This is a genomic window from Mycobacterium aquaticum (assembly GCF_002086485.1).
Lineage (GTDB): Bacteria > Actinomycetota > Actinomycetes > Mycobacteriales > Mycobacteriaceae > Mycobacterium > Mycobacterium aquaticum.
The window spans coordinates 86590-108729 of sequence record NZ_MVHF01000009.1; the positions used below are offsets into that span (position 1 = coordinate 86590).

A 22140-nucleotide genomic window follows, 5' to 3' on the forward strand; every position below is an offset into this window, starting at 1 on the left:
CCCTCACGGCATGTAATACCCCCGGATGCGGTGGTGGCGCCCGCGGCCGGCGACTGCATTGGCGGCCTGCAGTCCCGACACCACCGCAGCCTCGATGCAGCCGGCGTTGATGCCGGTGTCGGTCCAGTCGCCGGCCAACACCAGGTTGTCGTAACCGCTTTCGTCGGGGCGCAGCCGGTACTTGTCCGACCCCGGCACCGACTGCACGTAGCGGTCTGACGGATCGATGTTCACGCTGAGGTGCTGGGACGTGAGCAGATGCCGCGCAAACCGACCGTCGTGCACCGCGTTGGGGAAGTAGACGCCGAGGTGGCGATCGACGAAGTCGGTGGCATCCGCATGGGCCCGCTGAGTCAAAGATTCTGTATAGCAAGCGGAGTCACACGGCCACGGGGCAGGAAGGCTGCCGCAGAAGTACGCCACCGAGCGGGGGCGGTCGTCGGCCGGCCACTCTTCGGCCCACAAGGTGTGCGGCATCGAAGCGAAGGTTTCGAAGGGACGCTGGTAGGCGGTGACCGTGGCGCCGGGACGTTCCCAGCCCAGCGTCTTCTCGTCGGGCCGCAACCACAGCTGCATCCCCTGGGTGGCGACGGTGCGCACGTGAGTGGTCATCTCGCGCCACTCGACGCGGTCGCGGAGCAGCTCGTCGGCCACGGTGGGGACCATTCCCAGCGATACGGCGAGCACGGCGTGGTCGAAGTCGACGCCACGGCGCAGTACCCGCTTCTCGACGTCGTCGCGAGTACCGAAGTGCGACTCCAGATCGCGGCGAGCATCACCGACGAGTTGCTCGGCTCGGGGCTCGGCCGGAAACACCGCAAGACCGCGGATGGTGATCAGCGGGTCGTAGTGCTCGACGCCGTCGGCGAGCGCGACCTGGCGGCCCATCGTGATCGCCTCCACGTGCTGGCGGCGCGTGTCGAGGTGCAACGCGTCGAGGCGGTGGAAGAACTCGAACACGACGCCGCGCCGGCGCAGGGCTTGGTACAGCGGGGCGATGACGACGTCGCCCATCCCGGCCGTCATCTTCCAGAACAGAGATCCCTTGTAGCCGAAGAGAACCTGGCCGAGCAGGAACGTCATCACCCCTGCGGCCACGGCGGGTTGGTCGGGATCGGCGTCGCGGTAGCCGAACACGAGGTCGTACAAGCCACGCACCAGAGGCGACTGCAGCACGTCGGGATGTCCGCCGTGGCGCACCACCCAGTCGCCGAACTCCTCGTCGTTGATCGCGCGGAATCCGTTCGGATGCGTGATCAGGTGGTCGGCGAGGATCCCGCGCACCACTGCGACCACCAACGACAGCAGCACCCACAGCCGCCGATGGTCCAATCGGTTCTCCCGGTCGATCGAGTCACCGATCGCTTCGAGCGCCGGATTGAGCACGGCAACAGCCGAATCCGGACGCAGGTCTCGGTCGGCCACCGCCAACATGGCTGCCGTCAGGGCCCGGGCTACCACTGTGGCCAAACCCAACGGCGCCGCGGCGGGGCGGTGCGATGTGGGAGAGAGCACCAGGGCACCGGGTCCGGCGTCACGCAACGACTCGACGAACGCCATGCCCAGTTGCAGTGCCTGGGTGACGAAGGTGGCGGCGCTGACCTCCCGACCGGTGCCTTGCGGATCGCCGGGTAGCCCCGGAGTCACCGGATGGGTGCCGAACCACATCTGCCAGCCGCCGCCCCATTGTTCGGCCAGCGCCGGATTGTCGGCCGGGATCAACGCGTCGCGCCATGTACGAATCGGCGCGGTGGGATCGGTTGTGTCCCTGTCGAGTTCGGTGTAGCACTCGCGCAGCAACGCGAAGGCATTCTCGTAGGATCCCAGCCACACGTGCAGGCCGTGTTCTTCGATGCGCCCGTGAACGCCGCGGCTGGATGCGCCTTTACCGCCCAGCCGCCAGCCCCGTTGATACACCGTGATCGACTCGAACCGGTTCTGCCAGCCCGGCTCGCTCAACCGCCAGGCAGCGCTGAGACCCGCGACGCCGCCGCCCAGAATGGCGACCTTGCCTCCAGGCCGCCTCACCCGAGCATCGTCCGGGCACGCGTTACGTCCGGCCACGCACTGTCGGCGGGAAAGTGAGCCAGCGCCGTGGTGAGCGGTGCCCGGCCGGCGTCGGGGTCCAGCACGAAATGGTCCAGCGCAGCGCGCAGTTCGAAGATCCGGGCATCCTGTGAGCGCGCGGTGGCGATGGCCGCTTCCAGATCGCGACGACGCTGCTCGGCGTCCTCGCTGGTCGACGCGCCCAGCCGCAGCAGCTCGGCGTCGTAGAACCGCATGCCGGTGGATGCGGCGAGATCAAGCCCGGTGCGCAGACGGGCGCGGGCGCGCTCGGGCTCGCGCGCCGCCACCAGCAGTCGAGCCAGGATCGCGTCGTAGAACGTGATCAGCGCGAGGACACCGACGGCCCGCCAGCCTTCCACGAACGTGGTCAGCATCTCGATGTGCGGCGCCAGCACCGCGGGGTCACCGTTGTAGGTGGCCAGCGCGCCGAGTGCACCGACCGTGGCGAACTGCGCCTGACCGACCAGCGCCCAGGAATCGAAGCCGTGGGCTTCACCGATGGTCGCGAGATCGACAGCGACGGCTGCCGCCCGCTGCAGGTCACCGGCTTCGATGCGGATCAGCACCTCGATCTGGCGGGTGTACGCCAGGCTGAACGCGCCCTTGGGGAACGGTAGTTCGGCACAACGGTTTTCGGCCCTGGTCAGTTCGGCCTGGACCCCGGCGAGGTCGCCGTCGAAGCAGCGGGTCAACGCCAGATGTGTGTACAGGCCTGCAGCAGGGTCGTTGGGCATGAACAGCAGCGCGTCGAGCGCGCGGGTGCCCGCGGGCGTCAACGCCGCGGCGGCGAGCTCCATTTGAGTTCGCGCCGCATCGAATTCACCGCGGTACCAGGCGAGCATGCCGAACGCGAAGTCGTTGACCGGGAGGAACGCCTCACGCGGGCCGATCAGGCTGCCACGGATTGACTCCACGAGACGCTGCGCACGCGCGATGTCGGCTTTCATCGTGTAATAGGGATAGAGCGACATCACCGTCGACAGCAGGTCGTCATCCTGTAAGTCGCTGCTGCACAACGTGAGACACCGCTCGAAGTCCGCGGCGGCGTTCGGGCTGAACACGCCCTCGGCGGCCTGGGCGAGCAGGGCGCGGCTCAGCCGCAAACCGATCTCGAGGCGGTCGCGGTCGGGCCCCGGCGCCGAGCGCTCGGCAGCGGCGACCGCGTAGGTCAGGTAGGTCAGCGCTTCACGCAGTGCGCCGCGCTGGCGGGCGTTGGCCGCGGCCTGCGCATGGCTGCCCGCAGCCTCGGCGAAGCGCTCCGCACGTTCGTAATGCCGGGCGATCAGCGGCCAGTCCGGGTTGCCGACGGCGGCCGTCGCGATCAACGCGTCGGCGATGCGGCTGTGCAGACGGCGTCGTGAGCTCGGCGGCGATATCTCGGCGGCGAGTTCGCGGAGCAGTTCGTGGCGGAAGCGCCAGCTGTCGGGGCCCAGTGGGTCGAGCACCCGAGCGTCGAGGAGTTCGGCGATGACGGCGTCCAAGGCGTCCGCGTCGAGATCGACGACCGAGGCGAGCACCGCACGCTCGACGCGACTGCCGATGATCGCGGCGGCCTCCACCACGGGCAGGGCGTCCGTGCTGGACTGAAGCCGCGCGAACAACGCTTCGTACAAGGTGTCGGGTACGCCCGCCGAGCTGAAGCCATCACCCGGCTGGGCCCGCAGTTTGGCGACCACTTCTTCGATGTAGAGCGGAACGCCGTCGCAGCGGTGCCGCACCGCAGCACGGTCTTCGTCGCTCGCTGCGGGGAACAGCGCGATGATGAGTTCGTCGGTCTCGTCGCCGGACAGCGGCCGCAGCTCGAAGGTCTGCGTGCGCGATGCATCGGCGGTCACCGGCTCGCGGCTGGTCATGACGATCAGCACGCGCCCGCCCAGGTCTTCGCGCACCAGCGATGCCACGACGTCGGCGGTGTCCTCGTCGAACCAATGCAGATCCTCGACCAACAGCAGCGCCGGCTCGTCGCCGCGTAGGCAGGCCAACAGATACCGCCGGACCGCGTCCTCGATCTGCTCGAAGAGTCGCCGGCCCTCCGAGGTCACCGGCTGATAGCCGGCCGTGGGCTCGATCCCCAGGATCGGCGCCAGCAGCGGCACCATCGTCGCGGGGTCGAGACCGTGCCCGGCGATCTCGGCGGTCAGCAGCGACAAGCGTTGCGCGGCATCGGATCCGGTGCCGATGCCGCAGCGCCGTTCCAGCAGGCGGCGGATCGGCCGCAGCCCGACATCGGTGTGGAACGGTGAACCGTGCAGCTGCAGGACCTCTCCACCGCACTGTTCGGCCAGTGCCACGGCGGACCACGCCAGCCGGCTCTTGCCGATTCCGGCGTCGCCGATGAGTGCCACGCCGGGCGTCGCCAGGGTGCCGTCCCGCGCGGCCTGCCAGCTGCGCTGCAGACACTCGATCTCGGGGCCGCGACCGACCAGCGGCCCCGTCGTCGGGTGGGCCACCTCGCGTTCGGCGTCGACGCGATAGGAGTTGACCGGGTCAGCCACGCCCTTCACGTGCTGCGGTGGGTTCGGTGTCAGCTCGAACCGGTCGGAGATCAGCGGTTCGATCGTGTCGGACACCGCGACCGTGCCCGGTGCGGCGATGCTGTTGATCCGCGCGGCGAGGTTGGCCGCCAGCCCGTAGACGTCGTCCTGCTCCCGGTCGAGGTACACGACGCCGCGGTGCACACCCACCCGCACGGAGATGTCGAAACCCAGCCGGCCGCGCACTCGTGCACTGAGCGCCGCGACCTCGCGGGTGATGTCGAGGCCGGCTTGAACCGCGCGCACCACGTCGTCCTCGTGCGCGTCGGGATGCCCGAACAGCGCGAGCAGCCCGTCGCCCTTCGTGGAGCCCACGTGCCCGCCGTAAGCGCCCACGATGCGCAGCACGTCGTCGCGGTAGCGGCCCACGAGTGCCCGGTAGGTCTCGGGTTCGATCCGTGTCGACAGTTCCGTCGAGTCCACGAGATCGACGAAAGCAATTGTCAAACGGCGAATTTCGCCCGATCCCTCGGGTGCGGTCAGCAGATGCTCGGCATCGGCGTTGTCGCGGTCCACGGCCAGGACCTGTCCGGCGAGCAACTGTGCGGTCGCGCGGTCTCCTTCGGCGGCAGCTTTGAGGGCGCGGTCGAGCAACTCGTCAACGCCGGTCGGATCGTCCTGGTTCACAGGTTGATTGCCACGTCCACCGTGACGTCGGCGCCGGACCCGCCCGTCAGCTGCACCTGGCCGACATAGACCCCACTGGCCAGACCGGCCCCGTTCACGACGAGAGTGAATTGGTCCGCCCCGGCGGGGAGCACGCCGTTGGTGGGCTCGAAGCTGACGCGGAAGCCGGCGACCGGCTTGGTGGTGGCCGGGCCGCCGAGCCGCAGAGTGGTCAACGTCAGCGTGCGGTCCTTGGTGGCGTCGACGTCGCCGGGCGCCAACGTGAACGTCTCTTTGACGACCGGGTCGGCGAACTGGGCCGGCCCGGCTGCCACCGTTTGGAAAATCTCCGAACCGCGCAGATACGCGATGGTGGTCAGCTTGATCGCCGACTCCACCCACCGGTCCTTGCCGAAGTCGTTCTGGTCGATCAGCGTGGCCGCGTCCTTGGCCACATCGGCAGCCTGCTGTACACCTTGGCTCAGCACGGTGCTTACGTAGTCCGCCAGGATCAGCACCCCGTTGTTGGGGCGCACGTCGAGCGCCGTCTGGGCCATCTCGATGCTGCCGGTGAGGGCGATCTTGGCCAGCGCGCCCACGGTCTTGAGGGCATCCCCGGCGGTGTACGCCGGTGCGTTCGGAGCTGGATCGTTGATCTTGCTGAACGCGTCGACGGCCTCCGCGCGCGCTTGGTCGACGATGTTGTCGGCGGTGGCTGCGAACGCCGCGGCGATATCGTTCGGATCGTCCATCAGATGCCGCCTCCCGGAGGATTGCCTTGTCCGGCAGGCGGCGGGGTCACGTTTTGCTCGGCGGTGTCGTAGACCTTCAGCCAGAACTCGTTGAGCTGGGTCCCGATGTTGCGGGTGACGGCGTCGACATCCGAGCGGGCCAGGCCGTCCATCCACCGTTTGACGGCGTCGCCCAGGACACTGCCGGCACGGTTGATGGCCTCCGTGGTGAGCATCGCCGTGTCGTTGACGGTATCGGCGAAATTCGGTGGCAGCGTGGGCTTTTCCGGATTCATGTGGCCCCCTAGTGGTAGGCGGATGAGTTGTCGGGGGACAGCAGCAACGGCAGCATCGCCGGCGGCTTGTTGGGGTTCTGCATGTGAGCGCGCGCCGTGCCGCCGAGCATCTCGGATGCGACGGTGCCCCAGCCCATCAGGCAGGCCAGCGCCGCGGTCGCGGTGGGGCTCAACCCGTTGACGCGCTCCAACTTCGAGGTGCGGATCCGAACACCAGCGGGCTGCAACGGGGAAACCCAGATGTAGCCACTGTCGACCTCGACGTACATGCTGTCGTGCTGGCGGTCGCTGTCGAGGTCGTAGTTGATGTAGAGGGAACCGTCGGGCAGCTGCTGCTTCCAGAAGATCAGGGCGGTGTCGAGGTAGTACTTCTTGCACTCGCCGCTGATCCGTTCGACGAGCCTGCTCCAGCCGTCGCTGAACTGAGGGTTCTGGTTCTGCATCTCGCAGAAGAAGCTGCAGCAGTTGTGCCAGTTGATGGGGTCGACGATCTTGGCGACGTCTGCGACCGTCAGATCGTCGGCGATGTCGTCGGTGGTGATGTAGGCGCAGTATTTCCCGTCGACCTTGCGCAGCGCGCCGAAGCAGGGTTTCGACGCGCGCGCGAACGCCCCGCCGACGAACATCTCGGCGCGCATGACCCAGTCGTCGCGGCTGTTGATGTCGTCGATCTCGGATTCGAGCCGGAACGTGAGATCGTCGACCGGTTCATGCGTCCAGCCGGCCAACGTGCGATTGAGGATGCTCAGCGGCGAGATCTCCTCGCGCTGTCCGGTCAGGCGATAGATCTTGTCGAGCACGATTGCCGCGTAGGTGGCCCTGGCCAGCACCGGGTCGCGGTCGTCGGTCTCCTCGTCGTCGTGGTGCTCCGCAAGATCGTCGAGCGCGGTGCGCAGGTCAGGAAACGTGAACCCCTCGCTGTCTGACGAATGGACGGCCTGGGTCTGCACGAGAACTTGCAGTTCCTGGTACCAGCCGGACTGGCCGAACCCCGCCGATCCGGGGAGGAACCGTCCGACCATGTCGATGATGGCTGAATCGACGTCGGCGTCGCGTCCGGGATCCCCGTCGCGCAGGCGGGTCTTTGCGTCGACAACTTCTTGGTCGATAGCTCCGAAGAGGGCAAGCTGCGATTGAAGTTTCGGCATCAGCGGCCCTCCGGTCGAATGCGGCCTTAGCATACGCGTAACAGGCGTCAATTTGGCCGAATCGACGAGGGAACGACCACATGAGCAACGGCGGGCCGCAGGGCGAGGGCACCCTGTCCGACATTCCCTGGGCAGCTGCATTCGACCCGGCGGTCAACATCCGCGCGCTCGGTGAGATCCAAGCGCGGGGCTTTCGCGCGGCGTCGAGCATCGTCGACCGATTCGTCCGGATGGGCAAGCCCACTGCTGAGGCTCCCGGCGCGACCGAAAGTCCCTCGCAGGCAACACAATCGCGCGAGCAACCCGCGCTGCCCGATGTCGACCAGGTCCTCGCGGCGTGGCAGAAGATGCTCGGCCAGGTCGTCGGATCACTGCGTTCGGTGGCCGCCACGCGGCAGGACACTGCGACGTTGGACTTGTTGAATTCAAGTGCCGGCGGTCAGCTGCTGCTCGAGGTGGCCGAGGCCGGAGCCGTGTGCGCCGAGGTGTGGTTGCACAACAGCGGAGCCGAGGATCTCGGCACCGTGGCGCTGCGATGCAGCGATCTGCTGGCCCATGACGGGTCGGCGATTCCCGCGGCCAGGGTGCACTTCACCCCCGCCGCGGTTCCGATGGTCGCGCGCTCCAGCCGCGGGGTGATGATGGACATCGACATACCCGACGACGCCACGCCCGGGTGCTACCGCGGAACCCTACTGGCCGACGGACATCCGGCTGTCTGGCTGCCGATAGCGCTGACAGTGGCGCCGAGCACGCCATGAGCAGCGCGACCGACCGCGACGAGTTCATCGCCGTTGTCGAGGACAGGCTGCGCGGTGTTGGCAAGCTGGTGCGCCGGTCGATGCTCGATGCCTTGCCCGAAGGTGAACCCGCGCAATGGCTTTACACGCCGATGCGGGAGTATCCGGCTCGGCCAGGCAAGGCGCTGCGGCCTGCGCTGTGCATGTCGGCGGGCCGCGCGTTCGGCGCTGACCCCGACGATCTGCTGGGACTCGCCGTGGCAATCGAGTTGCTGCACAACGCTTTCCTGGTGCACGACGATATCGCCGACGGCAGTGAGATGCGCCGGGGCAGGCCGACGTTGTCGGCCGCCTACGGCGTCGCAGCTGCGCTCAATGCCGGTGACGGGCTGGCGGTGGTGGCCGGGCAGGTGCTGCGCCGAGCGGTGCGCCGCCTGGACCGCGACCTCGCCGATCTGATCTGGGCCGAGTTCGACACGATGGCCATGCGCACGCTGGAAGGTCAGGCCACCGAGGTCGGTTGGCGGTTGGACTCCGTGGACAACCTGGTCCCCGAGGATTACCTCAACCTCATCATGCACAAAACCTGCTGGTACACCACGATTCATCCGCTGCGGGTCGGGGCGATCGTGGGCAGCGGCGGCACCGTCGAGCTCGGCCCGCTGGTGCGCTTCGGCTTTCACTTCGGCGCGGCGTTTCAGATTCGCGACGATCTGCTCAACCTCGTCGGGGATGAGGAAACGTACGGCAAGGAGATCCTCGGCGACCTCTACGAGGGCAAACGGACCCTGCCGCTGGTGCACCTGCTCAGCGTGGCCGACGACGCCGACAAGACGCTGGTGCGGCAGTTCCTGAATCTGTCACGCCCGCAACGGTCGCCCGAGACGGTGCGGACCGTGCGCGCGATGATGGACCACTACGGCAGCATCGCGTTCACCGCCGAATTCGCCGAAGGCATCCTGCTGGTGGCCGAGGAGTACTTCGAGCAGGCGTTCGCGGACGCCCAGCCGGGGCCCGACCTGGACTTCTTGCGTGCCCTGGTGCCCTATGTGTGGGCCAGATGGCGCTGAGAGTTCACTGACTCTCCACCCGATCGGCTGCGCCTGCGCTGGTCGCTGCGTCAGGATTGCGGTATGGCCGAGATTGAATTCTCGCTGTTGGATGTTCCCCGCCCTGAGCCAGTGCCCGATCCCGAGGCCTATCTGCGCGCCGCCATCGCGTGGCACTTCGGGACGGACACAGGCTCGCCCTTCTGGCTGCGTGTGGCACGGACACTGAACTTCGACCCCCTGACCGACGTGCACGGGTTCGACGACCTGCGGCTGTTCCCGAATCTGGTCAACGAACTGCGCAGCGCGCCGGTCGAGGACCTCATCCCGCGCGGCTACGGATCGCCGCATCCGGTGCCCAAGGTGTTCGAGTCGGGCGGAACCACAGGGGCTCCGAAACGTACGGCGCAACTACCTGATTGGGTCGAGCAGGTCACCCGGTGGCAGATCGAGGACTTCACCGCAGGCGGGTTCGTGCCCGGCTCGGGTCTACTTTTCATGATGCCCGGCGGGCCGCATGGGGTCGGCCACTTCTCCCGTGCGGTGAGCGAGCGGTTGGGCTCGGTGTTCTTCCCGGTCGACATGGATCCGCGGTGGGTCAAGAAGGTCATCGCGCGGGGCGCCGCGGGGGAGGCCTCGGCGTACGTCGAACACCTGTTGGAGCAGGCCGGCTTCATCCTGCAGACCCAGAACGTGGCGAACCTGCACACCAGCCCGCCGCTGCTCGAGGCGCTTGCCCGCGACGACGCCATGGTGGACCTGATCAACAGGAAGATCCGCTTTGTGCTGCTCAGCGGCGCGCACGTGGATCTGGACACCCTCGACCTGCTGCGCGACATCTTCCCGGCGACGGCCTTCGCGATGGCCTTCGGCAGCACCATGATCCTGTCGCAGGCCAGGACCCGGGTCGAAGGGGACGCGTTCGTTTTCGACCCGCGCACGCCGTACGTGGTGTTCTGGGTCATCGATGCCGAGACAGGGGAGCGGGTGCCCTACGGCAGGCGTGGCCAGGTGGTGATGAACCACATCAGCAAGGGCGCTTTCATCCCGAACAACCTCGAACGCGACACGGCCATTCGAATGCCCGGGGCCGCCGGGCAGATCGGTGATTCGATCAGCGAGGTCGCTCCCGTCGCCACGTTCGAAGGTGAGCCCGCCATCGAGGGCGTCTACTGAACGTGGCATCGGACAAACTCGAAAAGGCAAGCAGTACGGTGCTTTACCTCGACGCTCTGGGGCCGGCCGGCGAGTACCGGACCCGCACCCGCGAGGTGATCACCGACGTGGCCGGCACCCCGGTTGCCGAGCTGAGCGTCGTGCCGCCGCTGTACGTCAGCCGGACCGTGCGGGCGCAGCGACGGGTGGCGCCGTTGCCGATGGCGCGGCGTGAAAGCGCGTTGGCCGACGCCGCCGACATTTTCGAGACGGCACCGGTCGGCGGCCTGGATTTCGACGAATATGTCGCGATGGCGAGCAAGGTGTCGGGGCTCCCCGTTACCGTCGCACACGCCAGTGCCCGCGGTGTCGCCGAGGCTGTGCGTGGCGCCGTGGATGCGGTGACGCCGGCCCGCCCGGTCGGGGCCGTCCTCGACTGGCGCGATGAACGCACCCGGCGGGGCAGCGCCGTGTGGGCGCGGCGCGGCGACGTCCTGGCCGTGCACGCGTCGGGAAACAGTCCGGGGGTGCACGGATCGTGGGCGCAAGCCCTCGTGCTCGGCTTCCGAGTGGCCGTTCGCCCGTCGCGCCGCGAGCCCTTCACCGGGCATCGGCTGGTCAATGCGTTGCGTCAGGCCGGTTTTCGACCCGAAGATGCGGTGTATCTGCCGACCGACCACGCCGGTGCGGCCGAGGTCATCGACGTGGCCGACCTAGCTGTTGTGTACGGCGGTCAGGACGTCGTCGACAAGTACGCGCGCGACCCGACCGTGCTGACCAACGGGCCGGGTCGTACCAAGATCCTGATCACCGCCGAAATGGATTGGCACGCTTACCTCGATGTGATCGTCGACTCGATCAGCGGCCAGGGCGGGATGGCATGCACCAATGCCACCGCGGTTCTGTACGAGGGGGATCCGCGCGCACTAGCCGAGGCGATAGCCGCGCGGCTCACGACGATCGAGCCGCTGCCGGCATCCGACGAACGTGCGATCCTGCCGATCCAACGGCTGGATTCGGCACGGCGCGTCGCCGGGTACCTCGCAGCCAAATCCCGTGGCGCAGAACCGCTTCTGGGGGCCGGCCAGGTGGTCGCTGATCTGGGTGACGGCTCCGCCGCATTGCGTCCAGCGGTGCACCTGCTCGAGCGTCCCGACGCCGACCTGCTCAACACCGAGCTGGCGTTCCCGTGTGTGTGGATCGCACCGTGGTGCCGCGCCGACGGGCTGGCCCCGCTGCGGCGGTCCCTGGTCGTCAACGCGATCACCACCGACGAGGATCTGATCGACGCACTGCTTGCCGAGCCCACCGTGGCCAACGTCTACGCCGGTGACCACGCCACCTCACACACCGCCGCGGGCATTCCGCACGACGGATTCTTTGCCGATTTCCTGATGCGGAACAAGGGCATGATCCGCGGCTGAGAGGCAAGCTGCCAGAATAACGAGCATTACTGTCGTCGAGTGGGTGTCAGGAGAGGACTGCGTAGTGAGTTTGCCGCCACCAGGTCCGCCACCATGGCCGCCGCAGGGCCAGCAGCCGCAGTGGGGCCAGCAGCCGCAGTGGGGTCAGCAGCCGCAGTGGGGTCAGCCGCAGTGGGGGCAGCAGCCCCAATGGAGCCCCCAGCCGCAGTGGGGCCAACAACCAGGTCAGCCCCCGCCATGGCCACCCATGGGACTGCCGGGCGGGCCGCCACCCAAGAAGTCACGGGCCTTCACGGTGTTCCTGGCGATCGCCGGGGCGCTGGGACTGCTCCTGGTAGCGGGTTTCGTCGTCAGCGCCGTCAACTCGGAGCCAAAACGGGGCCCGGCGGGCGATGATCAGCGCGCGGCCAACGCCAAGACGGCCAAATACGAGTCCGATTTCGAGACGGTGTGCGGAAACGGCTCGGTGAGCAACGCTGCGGCTTACGCCAAGCCGTACAAGATCATCGCCTTCAGCCAGGGCGATCGGCCCGATTCGTGGGATTCGGTGACACTCACCGCTCCGGTCGGGTACCGATCGTCGGCTGACTCGCTGTCATCGATCAACGCGGTCGCGTGCCTGTCGCGCAAGGCGGGCACCGAGGTGAAATCGATGACGTGTGAATTCGATTCCGGAGGCGACACGGTCAAGGCCGACTATTACGCAGTCGAATACGACATCGACCTGTACGAAGCCAAGACCGGAAAGTCCATCACCTCGCTGGGTTCGGTGAAGGGACCGGCCACCAGTTGCCCATTCCTGGCGACGTTCAGCAAGAGTTCTCCGAAGGTCTACGCATCGCCGGACGACGCCGCCGTCGACGCCAAGCTGGCGGAGTTCGCCGCCAAGTAGACCGCGCGGGACCGTGCGGCAGCGTCGACGAAGGCGCTGAACAGGCGCTGCCGGTCGGCCGCAGGCCCGTCCACGTCTTCGGGATGCCACTGCACGCCGAGGTAGAAGCGGTCCGGATCCTCGATGCCTTCGACGATTCCGTCGAGTGCTCGCGCTGTTACCACGAGTCCGGTACCGACCCGGTCGACCGCCTGGTGGTGGCCGGACCGTCCGGTGATGCGGTCGGCGCCGAGGATCGATGCCAACCGGGTGCCCGGGACGATGTCGATCGGTTCGTCGACGAATGTCGGCTCACCCGGGGCGCCGTGATGTAGTGCGTAGTCGACGATATCGGGCACGATGGTCCCGCCGCGGGCGACGTTGAGCAGCTGCGATCCGCGGCAGATGCCGAAGATCGGGCGATCGGCGGCAACGGTAGCCTCGATGGCGTCGAACGCGTCGCGATCGGCCCGCGCGTCGATACCGTAGCCGGCGGGGTTCGGCGTGCTCACCCCGTAGCAGGAGCCGTCGATGTCGCCACCGCCGAGCAGTAGGAGACCGTCGAATTCCCCTGCACCCGAGGGGTTGTCGAGCGCCTCGGTGGTGTCCCACAGCTCGAAGGTAGCGCCCAGCTCGATCAGTGTCGTCAACGCGAGGCGAGTGAACCGCCTGATCAGCCCGACATCCTCGACGGTGATACCGGGAAAGTTGAGCGAGGCCAGCACACATACATGTGCGCGCGGCGTCGCCGGGACCGGAAGATCCGGCAGGACGTCGGCCATGCGGACCCGAGCGGTCATCTGGATTCCTTTCGTTTGCGGGCGCGGTCGACGAGATCGCCGAACAGTGCGGCATCGGTGGCCGACGTGGCGTGGCGATCTTCGGGGTGCCACTGCACGGCGACGATGTCGGCCCGGGCGTGCTCGACGGCCTCGACGACGCCGTCGGCAGCCAGGGCGGTGACATTCAATCCGGTGCCGAGGCGGTCGAGCGCCTGGTGATGGTAGGAGGACACGTCGATGGTCTCCGCGCCCACGATGGCATGCAATGCGGAGCCGGCAGCGACGGACACCGAGTGAATTCCATTGTGGTGCTGCGTATTTCCTTCGACAACATGCTGGACGAGGCTACCGCCCAGCGCCACGTTGAGCACCTGCATGCCCCGGCAGATCGCCAGGGTCGGCAGGTCGAGGTCGATCACCGCCCGCGCGACGCCGAGGTCGAGGTCGTCCTGGAAGGCCACGGTATCCGTGGTCTCGGGCGCAGCCTCGGCGCCGTAGCGGCACGGCTCGATGTCAGCCCCACCGGGCAACAGCACACCGTCGAATTGCGTCAGGCGCTCCGGTAACTCGGCCTGCGGATCGGCTGACGGTCCGTGCAGCACCACAGGCTCGCCACCCGCAGACCACACCGCTTCGCAGATGGCCTCTGCGGCAAGCGTTGCCGAGAACCGTAGGATCGGCACCTGCGCGGCACGGCGGCCGATCACCGCCACCAGAGGCCGGCTCACGTGTCACCGAATGGGTAGTCGAGAGTCGGCAGCCACTCCTTCCACACGTCGCGTAGGCGGCCCGACTCGATGAGACGGCCCAGCGCGCCGTCGATCTCTGCCAAGGTGTCCGGCCGGTTCTTCGACACCGCGACGCCCCACCGGTTGGCGGTCTGCACGGTGAATGCGAGTTCGTAATCGGGGTGCGTGGTGCCGAGCGGGACGAACACCACATCGTCGTCGACGACAGCGTCGACGTCGCCGGCGAGCAACGCGGCCAGCATGTCCGCGTAGACGTCGTCGGATCCCGGGCCGAATGCGACCGGCACTGCGCCGCTGAAGGTTTCGACGAGCGCCATATTGGTGCTGTTCTCGATCGCGGCAACCTTGCGGCCCACCAGGTCCGCTGCGGTCCGGATTCCGGCACCGCGCCGCACCAGCACACCCTCGTGGAAGATCGCGTAGGGCCGGGTGAAATCGACCTGCGCCTGCCGTTCGGCGGTGATGCCCTGGCCGCACAGCACGGCGTCGGCGTCACCGCGCTGCACAGCGGGAATCATGTCGACCCACGGGACCCGGACCCATTCGACAGGCCGGCCCAGTTCGGTGCCCAGCGCGTCGGCGACACCGGGTTCATAACCGGTGCGGCCGTTTTCCGGTGTCCACAGCGAGAACAATGGCGGAGCCTCGGCGTCGAGGCAGGCGAGTCGCAGCGGCGCGCTCACGGCGTGTCATCCCAGTACATATTGCGCTCCCAATCGGTGACGTAACCACAGAATCGAGCCCACTCATCGGTGTGGAAGTCGATGAGCAGTTCGGACAACTTCGGTCCGCAAGCCTGGGTCAGCACCTCGTCGGCGCGGAAGGCGTCGATGGCCTCTCCCAGGGTCAGCGGCAGGGCGGGGAACCGCGCGTCGTGCGGGGTGTCGTAGGACGACCCTTTCGTCGGCTGGCCCGGGTCGATCGAGTTCTTCATGCCATCCTCGAGCGCCGCCAACATGATCGCGTGCGACAGATAGGGGTTCGTACTCGCGTCGGGCAGCTTGTACTCGAGGCGGCCGTTGGCCGACAACCGTACCGTGCAGGTCTTGTTGTCCAGGCCCCAGTTGATCCGGGACGGCGCGAATTGCCCTGCATCCCAATATCGTTTGTAGGAATTCACGGTCGAGCCGTTGACCAGCATGGCGCCGGCGCTGTGGGCCAGCAGGCCACCGAGCGCGTGCTTGCCCACTTCGGTCAGGTGTAGCTCGGCGATCTCGGGGTCCTCCAGGACGTTGACGTTGTCGCGCCACAGGCTGAAGTTGTGGTGGCAACCGTTGCCCATCATGCCGGTGGCCGGTTTCGGCATGAAGCTGGCCTGGATGCCCAGCTCACGTGCGACCTGCTTGCAGATCTGGCGATAAGTGGTGAGCCGGTCGGCGGTCAGATCGGCCCGGTCGAACATGAAGTTGAGTTCGACCTGGAACTCGTCCTCGTAGTCGCCTTCGATCATGTCCAGGCCGAGCGCCTGCGCGTACTCGATCACCTTCTTGACGATCGGGCGATTCCGCTCGAGGTGCTCGATGTGGTACGCCGGGCTGGACCCGGGCCGGAAGTGCGCCTCGAGTCCTTCACCCTGCCAGGTCATCTCGGGCTCGCAGCCGGTGCGCAGCTCCAGGCCGGTGCGATCGGTGAACCCGGAGTGCATCCGATGCAGCAAACCGCGGGTGTCACAGGCGAATTCGGCGCCGGCATCCTCGGCGAGGTGATCGGGTTCGTACAGCCGGCAGAACACCCGCGCAAAGGTGGTGTCCCAGGGGAGGACCGCGAAGGTGTCGAGGTCCGGCACCGCGGTGTATTCGGGGGCGTTCACCCCACCGGCCAGCAGTACACCCGCGCGGGTGCCCTGCAGGTTGGCGATCGCGGTCTGGTGCTGTTGCACACCTTTGACGGCCAACCGTTCGAAGTGGTGGGCGGGCACCACCTTTCCCACGACGCGGCCGGTGATGGTGATCGCCTGGAAGTAGACGAGTTCCACCCCGCGATCGGTGATCGTGGAGAGCGCGGCGGCAAGGTCGGGGCTGGTGGCGTTGTCCTGGCGGTGCAGGTCCAGTGGTGTGGTGGTCATCGGATTACCTCGTTGTGGAAAGGATTGGTTGTCATGCCGTCACGTCGGCGGCGACGAAGGCTTCGCGCAGGGCGCGGCACCGGGCGGGGCTGAGGTTGACCGCGACGGTGCCGATGTGGCGGTTGTCGTGGTGGTATGTGGCGACGACGCCCGCGGTCAGGTCGTCGAGATCGCCCTCCTCGATGCGGATCTCGTCGGCCAATGCCGGTGAGCCGTAACTCTGCAGGCGCAGGTCGCGTTGGTCGCTCCAGAACGCCGGGACGGGGCTGAACGGTGTGCCGTCACCAGGGCCGCGCACGAGCGTGGCCGCTGCCCGCCTGGCCGTGTCGGTGGGTATCGACCAATGCTCGACACGGCGTGGCACGTCATCGAACAGCGGGTTGGGAAAGCGCGCGATATCACCCACCGCAACCACATCCGCGGCACCGATCACGGCGAGCTCGTTGTCGGTGAGCACGCCGTCGCTCAGGTCGAGCCCATTGCGGTCGAGCCACTCGACGTTGCAGACCGATCCCACGGCCTCGACCACGAGATCGGCGGCCAAAGTTGTACCGGTGTCGAGCACCACACCGGTGACCTTGCCGTCGCCGGTGAAGGCCGTGACGCCGGTCCCGGTGAGGAATTGGATGCCATTGGTGCTGTGATGGCGCTGGACCGCGGTGGCCACGTCGACGCCGAGGACACGTTGCATCGGTGCCCCCGCGGGTTCGACAACCGTCACCTGGTGCCCCAACGATGTGAGGGTTCCGGCCACCTCGCACCCGATGAAGCCGGCACCCACCACGACGACGCGGCTTTCCGGTCGCAGGGCGTGGCGTAGGCCGAGGCAGTCCTCGACGGTCCGCAATACGTGTCGGCCCCGCTCGGGGCCCGGCACGGTGAGCCGTCGGGGCCGCAGCCCCGTGGCGACGACGAGCCCGTCGTAGGACACCGTGGCTCCGGAGTCGACAGTCACGGTGTGCGCGGCGAGGTCTGCGGCCACCACCGGTGTGCGGAAGCGGAAGTCGACGTCGGCCAGGCTCGTCCGGCGGCGGAACGCCAGGCGGGTGGCCAGCTCGGCGGGGAGATCCGAATCTGGCTGGGCGAGAGCCTCTTTGGAGAGCGGAGGCCGATTGTAGGGAAAGTGCCGCTCGGCGGAGAACACGGTGATCGTCCCGGTGTGGCCGAGTGCGCGGAGCTGCTCAGCTGAACGCAGGCCGGCCAGTGAGCCACCGACGACGGCGATGTGGCGAGACATCAGTCCTCGATGAGGATGGCCTGGGCGGGGCAGACGTCCGCGGCTTCTTCGACGTAATCCCGCTCGGCATCACTGGGACAGCCGTGATATTCGAGCTTGCCGTCGTCGTTCATGGTGAAGACGTTGGGTGCGGCGATGGCGCACTGGCCGTGGTCCTGGCAGAGGGCGAGATCGACGGTGACGCGCATGAGGGTTCCTTCCTGGGGGAGTGGGGTCAGGGTGCCGGCGTGAAACCGATGGGCAGCCGGATCGGGCCGGTGTTACCGGAGTCCGGAAGCCAGGTCGCGCCGGGCAGTTCGTGCGGCTCGCGAAGTCTGCGGGCCAGCAGGGGCAGCGCCTCGCTCATGTCCGAGCGGGCCACGAAGTGGCCGAGGCAGTGATGGGCTCCGCCGCCGAAACCGAAGTGTGGCTTGCGTTCTGCGGCGATGTCGAAGCCAGGCGCGAACACGCGCGGATCGGTACCGGCCGACTCGCTGTACAGGTGCACGGTGGTGCCTGCGGCGAGTTCGACGCCTTCGTACTCGAAATCCTCGAGCACTTCGCGGGTTACCCAGCGCACGGTCGGGTTGACCCGCATGACCTCTTCCACGGCCTTGCCGCCGAGGCCGGGGTTCTCGGCGAGCAGGCGCCACTGGTCGAGGTTGGCCATGAAGGTCTGCATCGCGAGACCGAGCTGATTGCGTGTGGTGTCGAATCCGCCGAAGATCAAGAGCACCATGGCATCTCGCAGCTCGGTGTCGGACATCCTGCCGTCCTCGGGCCGGGACGCGTTGACCAGTGCGGTGACGAAGTCGTCGCGCGGGTTGGCTCGCCGGTCGGCGATGAGGTCATCGCAGTAGTCGTACAGGCGCTGCAACGCGGCTTCGATCTTGGGCAGATCCTCGCGCAGCGTCACGCCCATCGCCAGGCCGATCGTCACCGACTCGGAAGCGATGATCTTCCATTCGGTTTCGGGGATGCCCAGCATGATTGCGATGACCCGGGCGGCGTACGGCTCGGCGAATTCGCTGACGAATTCACACCGATCGGGTTCGGCGAAGCCGTCGATGAGCTCGCTCGCCAGGGCCTGGAACCGCGGCACCAGCCCGCCGATGAGTTTGGGGGAGAACGCGGGGTTCATGAGCCGGCGCAGCCGGTGGTGCTCCTCGCCCTCCTTGTTCAGGATCCAGCTGGCGAACCAGTCGGCGAACGGGCCTTCGGTCACACCGTTGTGGGCCGGCCAGGCGACGCTGCCCTGGCGCAGTTTCGGGTGCTTGAGCAGGCGGCTGACCTGCTCGTACCGGAGTACGGCGATGCCGTACGGGGTGGTGGCGTACCAGCTGCGTTCCCTGGCGTCGTGCACCTCGGCGGAGGTGATGGAAAAGGCCGGGTCGGCGACGTCGAAGGCGGGGGCTTGGCCGATTGTTGCGGAAGGCATTGGGCTTCCTCCGAGAGCTCGGGGATCGAATGATCACTAAATACTCTAGAACTAGATCCTTAATGTCAATAGGTGAATGCGAACTGGCGGCAAAATGCCGGACAGCAGGGGGTTTACCGCTGATAAGTCAGTCGCGGGCAGGCCAGGCGATGGCGAGCACCCAGCCGATGCCCAGCGGCATGTCGGCGACCTCGCGATATGCCGACGGATCATCGGCCGGGCCCACCGCAGGCATGGCGGGCAGCCGCGAGCCAACGAACCAGCGTGGCGTGTTCGCAGCGATGACGCGGCGCTCGGTGCTGACGATCAACGCGTCGTCGCCGGTCTCGCGCAGCACTTCGAGCAGCTTGCGTTCTACCTCGCCGACCACCAGGTCGGCGCCCGCGATGCCGAGAAACGTGCCGTCCTCGCCGACGATGGGAATCGTGGCGGTGATGGTGTACATGTCCGAGCCGCTGTAGTCGACGTACGGTCCGTAGGCCACGCGTTGCTGGCCGTGCAGCGCGAGTTGGTACCAGTCCATCTGCAGGTAGTCGTAGACGTCGATGCTGGTGGGGTCGAAGTTGAGGCGCAGCCGGGCCACGCGGTCGTCGCGGCGCTGCCACCAGGCCAGATAGCGCTCTTTGCCTTCGACGGCGAACGGCGCGGCGATGAAACCCATGCCCCAGACCCCACGATGGTTCTGTAGGAGACCGGCGAGCATGCGCTGCAGCCCGCTGAAATGCGACTCGGTGAGCGCCGCGCGCCGGGGCCGGCTGCGCAGCACCTCGTCGGCGACCTGGCCCAGCAGGTCATAGATCGGTTCGAGCGGTTGCGACGCCCGCTCGGCGAGGTGGCGAGCCAGCGTGTCGTCGGTCATGAGCCGGATTCCTGGGTCGTGAGGTCCAAGTTGACGGTGGTCAGGCGCGCAAGCTGTCCCATGACGTGCGCTTCCGCAAGCTGCCGCGCGTCGTCGGCCTTCTCCGCAGCAACTGCTGCGGCGATGGCGTGCTGCTCCTCGACGTAGGCGGCCACGTCGAGCGGCGGGCCAAGAGGCAGCCAGATCAGGCCGGCCACTTCGGCCTGCAGGTTCGCCTCGCGGCGGGCCAACCGCGCCGACTGCGACGCAATGGCCACCTGGATCTGGAACCGGCTGTCGGCCCGGATCCGATCCCCGAGCGTCGTCGCCGCATCGAGCTGATCGGTGAGGGCGAACAGACGCCGCACGGCGTAGGGCGCGGCGCGCTGCGCGGCCAGACGCGCGGCCAGCCCGGCGATCGCGGTGTGTTCATCGAACAGGTCTCGCAGGTCAGAGGCGCTCATGGCGGCCAGTCGCGCGGTCAGCTGGTCGATGGGTGGGCCCTCGGGCCGTCGTACGAACGAGCCGCCGCTGCGGCCCCGCCGGGTCTCGACCAGCTGTTGTTCGCGCAGCGTCGCCAGCGCTTCGCGGACGGTCATGGGCGCCACCCCGAACTGGGCGGCGAGATCGATTTCGACGGGCAGCCGCTCGCCGTCGTCGAGCAACCCGAGATGGATCGCCTCGGTGATGCGTTGCACGATCTCGTCGGCGCGCCCCACCGGCGCTTCCGGCGCGACCAGCGGCGACAACGACGACACCTGCGTCTCCTCCTCCGCGAACGTCCTCATCGCGAGGTCCGACGACGGCAATCTACCGGATTTCGGGCCAATTCCGCCGAATCTCTTGCCGGATAAACCATAGGACTGTAGTTTTTCGCACTACTTCACCTTGCGCCTACCCAAGAAAGTACGGCCATGTCAACTTCCAGCCCCGCCCGTCCCGACGAGGACGACGTCCAACATCTGCACGCCCTCGGTTACCAGTCCGAATTCAAACGCGACATGAGCCCCTGGGCGAACTTCTCGCTCGGCTTCACGTATCTGTCGCCCGTCGTCGGCGTCTACACGCTGTTCGCCTATGCGCTGGCCACTGGCGGTCCACCCATGATCTGGAGCTTCCTCATCGTCGGCGTGGGCCAGCTCCTGGTGGCGCTCACGTTCAGCGAGATCGTCGCCCAGTTCCCCGTCGCCGGCGGCGTGTACCCGTGGGCGCGACGGCTGTGGGGTCGCCGGTATGCGTGGATGACCGGATGGGTCTACCTGGTGGCCCTCCTGGTCACCATCGCCTCCGTGGTCTACGGCGCCGGACCGTTCATCGCGGCAGCATTCGGTTTCGACGCGACGGTGAACAACACGATCGCCTTCGCGCTCGTTCTCCTCGCGGTGGCCACGGCCATCAACTTCATGGGCACCAAAGTGCTTGCCAAAGCGGCGATCATCGGTTTCACCGCGGAGATCATCGGCGCGCTGGTCGTGGGCGGCTGGCTGCTCATCGGGCACCGTCATCACAACCTGAGCGTGCTGTTCGACAGCTTCGGCGCAGGCGGCGACGGCAACTACATGTGGGCATTCGCCGCGGCTGCGCTCATCGGCGTCTACCAGTACTACGGCTTCGAAGCGTGCGGTGACGTCGCCGAAGAGGTGCCCAATCCGGGCCGTCTGATTCCCAAGGCCATGCGCCGCACCATCTACATCGGCGGCGCCGCAGCAACATTCGTCTGCCTGGCGCTCGTGTTGTCGGTCGCCGACATCCCGGCCGTCATCGCAGGCACGGACACCGATCCGGTGAGCACCGTCCTGAACGAGGCGTTCGGGCCCGTCGGCGCCAAGGTGATCCTGCTCGTGGTGCTGATCTCCTTTCTGTCCTGCGCGATGAGCCTGCAGGCCGCCGCGAGCAGATTGGCCTATTCCTACGGGCGTGACGGCATGATCATGGGCAGCTCACTGCTCAAGAAGTTCTCGGCGACCCGCCACGTGCCGCCGTACGCGCTGATATTGGCCGCGATCGTCCCCGCCCTCATCGTCATCGGGTCGAAGGTCTCCACCGACGCCATCACCAAGATCATCAGCTTCGCGGCGTTCGGCATCTACCTCGGCTTCCAGATGGTTGTGCTCGCCGCACTGCGGGCGCGGCTCAAGGGCTGGGTGCCCAGCGGCAAGTACCAACTCGGCAAGTGGGGCCTGGCCGTCAACATCGCCGCCCTGGTCTACGGCGTCACCGCGATGATCAACATGGCATGGCCCCGGACCCCCGGTGCACCTTGGTACGACAACTGGATCGTGGCCCTCTCAGCCGCCGTCGTCGTCGGAATCGGCTTGGTGTACATGGTTGTTCACCCGCTTCACGACCGCAGCACGGCCCCACACAGCGACGCGATCCCCACGAAGGCCACGCCCAGGAAGATGCCCACCCCCTGATGCCGCGGAACTGC

20 protein-coding genes are annotated in these 22140 nt (G+C 67.4%); 6 read left to right on the plus strand and 14 right to left on the minus strand.

The features are described from left to right. Positions 1–3: 3 nt before the first annotated feature. From BST13_RS11990 to BST13_RS12010, 5 genes are read right to left on the minus strand one after another with little or no spacing between them, the layout of a single operon-like run. Entirely contained in the window at positions 4–2028 is a 2025-nt protein-coding gene (locus BST13_RS11990; protein ID WP_083164064.1) for an FAD-dependent oxidoreductase, read from the minus strand. Further along, positions 2025–5228, minus strand: coding sequence for an ATP-binding protein (locus BST13_RS11995; RefSeq protein ID WP_083164066.1), 3204 nt, complete (start codon positions 5226–5228; stop codon positions 2025–2027). The genes BST13_RS11990 and BST13_RS11995 overlap by 4 nt, the downstream gene beginning before the upstream one ends. Further along, a complete protein-coding gene (locus BST13_RS12000) occupies positions 5225–5959 on the minus strand; it encodes a hypothetical protein (RefSeq protein ID WP_083164068.1) in 735 nt (244 codons plus the stop codon). The genes BST13_RS11995 and BST13_RS12000 overlap by 4 nt, the downstream gene beginning before the upstream one ends. Next, positions 5959–6234 carry a hypothetical protein gene (locus BST13_RS12005; protein ID WP_083164070.1) on the minus strand — a complete coding sequence of 92 codons (276 nt, stop codon included), beginning with the start codon at positions 6232–6234 and terminating at the stop codon, positions 5959–5961. The genes BST13_RS12000 and BST13_RS12005 overlap by 1 nt, the downstream gene beginning before the upstream one ends. Positions 6235–6242: 8 nt before the next feature. Further along, on the minus strand, positions 6243–7382 hold the full coding sequence (locus BST13_RS12010) for a hypothetical protein (RefSeq protein WP_083164072.1): 1140 nt from the start codon (positions 7380–7382) through the stop codon (positions 6243–6245). A gap of 80 nt (positions 7383–7462) precedes the next feature. Here BST13_RS12010 and BST13_RS12015 point away from each other — a divergent pair, with 80 nt between their 5' ends. The 5 genes from BST13_RS12015 to BST13_RS12035 all read left to right on the plus strand — a co-directional run bounded on the left by BST13_RS12015 (position 7463) and on the right by BST13_RS12035 (position 12642). After that, the gene (locus tag BST13_RS12015) at positions 7463–8143 is read left to right on the plus strand and encodes a hypothetical protein (protein ID WP_083164074.1); all 681 of its coding nucleotides are present in this window, start codon (positions 7463–7465) and stop codon (positions 8141–8143) included. Next, entirely contained in the window at positions 8140–9192 is a 1053-nt protein-coding gene (locus BST13_RS12020; protein ID WP_083164076.1) for a polyprenyl synthetase family protein, read from the plus strand. Before BST13_RS12015 ends, BST13_RS12020 begins: the two co-directional genes overlap by 4 nt. A gap of 63 nt (positions 9193–9255) precedes the next feature. Continuing rightward, positions 9256–10347 carry a phenylacetate--CoA ligase family protein gene (locus tag BST13_RS12025; RefSeq protein ID WP_083164078.1) on the plus strand — a complete coding sequence of 364 codons (1092 nt, stop codon included), beginning with the start codon at positions 9256–9258 and terminating at the stop codon, positions 10345–10347. Between the two features lie 38 nt (positions 10348–10385). Beyond that, positions 10386–11750: an aldehyde dehydrogenase family protein gene (locus BST13_RS12030; protein WP_083164236.1), complete on the plus strand. Its 1365-nt coding sequence runs from the start codon at positions 10386–10388 to the stop codon at positions 11748–11750. A 64-nt stretch (positions 11751–11814) separates the two neighbouring features. Next, positions 11815–12642 carry a hypothetical protein gene (locus BST13_RS12035; RefSeq protein WP_245839528.1) on the plus strand — a complete coding sequence of 276 codons (828 nt, stop codon included), beginning with the start codon at positions 11815–11817 and terminating at the stop codon, positions 12640–12642. Here BST13_RS12035 and BST13_RS12040 read toward each other — a convergent pair. From BST13_RS12040 to BST13_RS12080, 9 genes are all read right to left on the minus strand, one after another. Then, complete coding sequence (locus BST13_RS12040; RefSeq protein ID WP_083164080.1) at positions 12582–13421, minus strand: gamma-glutamyl-gamma-aminobutyrate hydrolase family protein; 840 nt, start codon at positions 13419–13421, stop codon at positions 12582–12584. The genes BST13_RS12035 and BST13_RS12040 overlap by 61 nt on opposite strands. Then, positions 13418–14131: a gamma-glutamyl-gamma-aminobutyrate hydrolase family protein gene (locus BST13_RS12045; protein WP_083164081.1), complete on the minus strand. Its 714-nt coding sequence runs from the start codon at positions 14129–14131 to the stop codon at positions 13418–13420. The genes BST13_RS12040 and BST13_RS12045 overlap by 4 nt, the downstream gene beginning before the upstream one ends. Next, positions 14128–14835, minus strand: a complete 708-nt coding sequence (locus tag BST13_RS12050; protein WP_083164082.1) for an ABC transporter substrate-binding protein — start codon at positions 14833–14835, stop codon at positions 14128–14130. The genes BST13_RS12045 and BST13_RS12050 overlap by 4 nt, the downstream gene beginning before the upstream one ends. Continuing rightward, complete coding sequence (locus tag BST13_RS12055) at positions 14832–16217, minus strand: glutamine synthetase family protein (RefSeq protein ID WP_083164083.1); 1386 nt, start codon at positions 16215–16217, stop codon at positions 14832–14834. The genes BST13_RS12050 and BST13_RS12055 overlap by 4 nt, the downstream gene beginning before the upstream one ends. 31 nt (positions 16218–16248) lie before the next feature. Further along, positions 16249–17454 carry an NAD(P)/FAD-dependent oxidoreductase gene (locus tag BST13_RS12060; protein WP_083164084.1) on the minus strand — a complete coding sequence of 402 codons (1206 nt, stop codon included), beginning with the start codon at positions 17452–17454 and terminating at the stop codon, positions 16249–16251. Further along, positions 17454–17642 (minus strand): ferredoxin, encoded by a 189-nt coding sequence (locus BST13_RS12065; RefSeq protein WP_083164085.1) that lies wholly within the window; start codon positions 17640–17642, stop codon positions 17454–17456. Before BST13_RS12065 ends, BST13_RS12060 begins: the two co-directional genes overlap by 1 nt. A 26-nt stretch (positions 17643–17668) precedes the next feature. Next, positions 17669–18871, minus strand: a complete 1203-nt coding sequence (locus tag BST13_RS12070; RefSeq protein WP_083164086.1) for a cytochrome P450 — start codon at positions 18869–18871, stop codon at positions 17669–17671. A gap of 127 nt (positions 18872–18998) precedes the next feature. After that, the gene (locus BST13_RS12075; RefSeq protein WP_083164087.1) at positions 18999–19730 is read right to left on the minus strand and encodes a PDC sensor domain-containing protein; all 732 of its coding nucleotides are present in this window, start codon (positions 19728–19730) and stop codon (positions 18999–19001) included. After that, complete coding sequence (locus BST13_RS12080) at positions 19727–20497, minus strand: FadR/GntR family transcriptional regulator (protein ID WP_083164088.1); 771 nt, start codon at positions 20495–20497, stop codon at positions 19727–19729. Before BST13_RS12080 ends, BST13_RS12075 begins: the two co-directional genes overlap by 4 nt. Before the next feature lie 126 nt (positions 20498–20623). On the opposite strand from BST13_RS12080, the gene BST13_RS12085 reads away from it, so the two are divergent. Next, on the plus strand, positions 20624–22126 hold the full coding sequence (locus BST13_RS12085) for an APC family permease (RefSeq protein ID WP_083164089.1): 1503 nt from the start codon (positions 20624–20626) through the stop codon (positions 22124–22126). Positions 22127–22140: the final 14 nt, after the last annotated feature.

What these genes read in the sequence shown, in the direction of transcription:
- BST13_RS12000 (WP_083164068.1), bottom strand. Translation starts at nt 5,959, where the DNA reads ATGGACGATCCGAACGATATCGCCGCGGCGTTCGCAGCCACCGCCGAC.
- BST13_RS12005 (WP_083164070.1), bottom strand. Translation starts at nt 6,234, where the DNA reads ATGAATCCGGAAAAGCCCACGCTGCCACCGAATTTCGCCGATACCGTC.
- BST13_RS12010 (WP_083164072.1), bottom strand. Translation starts at nt 7,382, where the DNA reads ATGCCGAAACTTCAATCGCAGCTTGCCCTCTTCGGAGCTATCGACCAA.
- BST13_RS12015 (WP_083164074.1), top strand. Translation starts at nt 7,463, where the DNA reads ATGAGCAACGGCGGGCCGCAGGGCGAGGGCACCCTGTCCGACATTCCC.
- BST13_RS12020 (WP_083164076.1), top strand. Translation starts at nt 8,140, where the DNA reads ATGAGCAGCGCGACCGACCGCGACGAGTTCATCGCCGTTGTCGAGGAC.
- BST13_RS12025 (WP_083164078.1), top strand. Translation starts at nt 9,256, where the DNA reads ATGGCCGAGATTGAATTCTCGCTGTTGGATGTTCCCCGCCCTGAGCCA.
- BST13_RS12040 (WP_083164080.1), bottom strand. Translation starts at nt 13,421, where the DNA reads ATGACCGCTCGGGTCCGCATGGCCGACGTCCTGCCGGATCTTCCGGTC.
- BST13_RS12055 (WP_083164083.1), bottom strand. Translation starts at nt 16,217, where the DNA reads ATGACCACCACACCACTGGACCTGCACCGCCAGGACAACGCCACCAGC.
- BST13_RS12060 (WP_083164084.1), bottom strand. Translation starts at nt 17,454, where the DNA reads ATGTCTCGCCACATCGCCGTCGTCGGTGGCTCACTGGCCGGCCTGCGT.
- BST13_RS12065 (WP_083164085.1), bottom strand. Translation starts at nt 17,642, where the DNA reads ATGCGCGTCACCGTCGATCTCGCCCTCTGCCAGGACCACGGCCAGTGC.
- BST13_RS12070 (WP_083164086.1), bottom strand. Translation starts at nt 18,871, where the DNA reads ATGCCTTCCGCAACAATCGGCCAAGCCCCCGCCTTCGACGTCGCCGAC.
- BST13_RS12075 (WP_083164087.1), bottom strand. Translation starts at nt 19,730, where the DNA reads ATGACCGACGACACGCTGGCTCGCCACCTCGCCGAGCGGGCGTCGCAA.
- BST13_RS12080 (WP_083164088.1), bottom strand. Translation starts at nt 20,497, where the DNA reads ATGAGGACGTTCGCGGAGGAGGAGACGCAGGTGTCGTCGTTGTCGCCG.
- BST13_RS12085 (WP_083164089.1), top strand. Translation starts at nt 20,624, where the DNA reads ATGTCAACTTCCAGCCCCGCCCGTCCCGACGAGGACGACGTCCAACAT.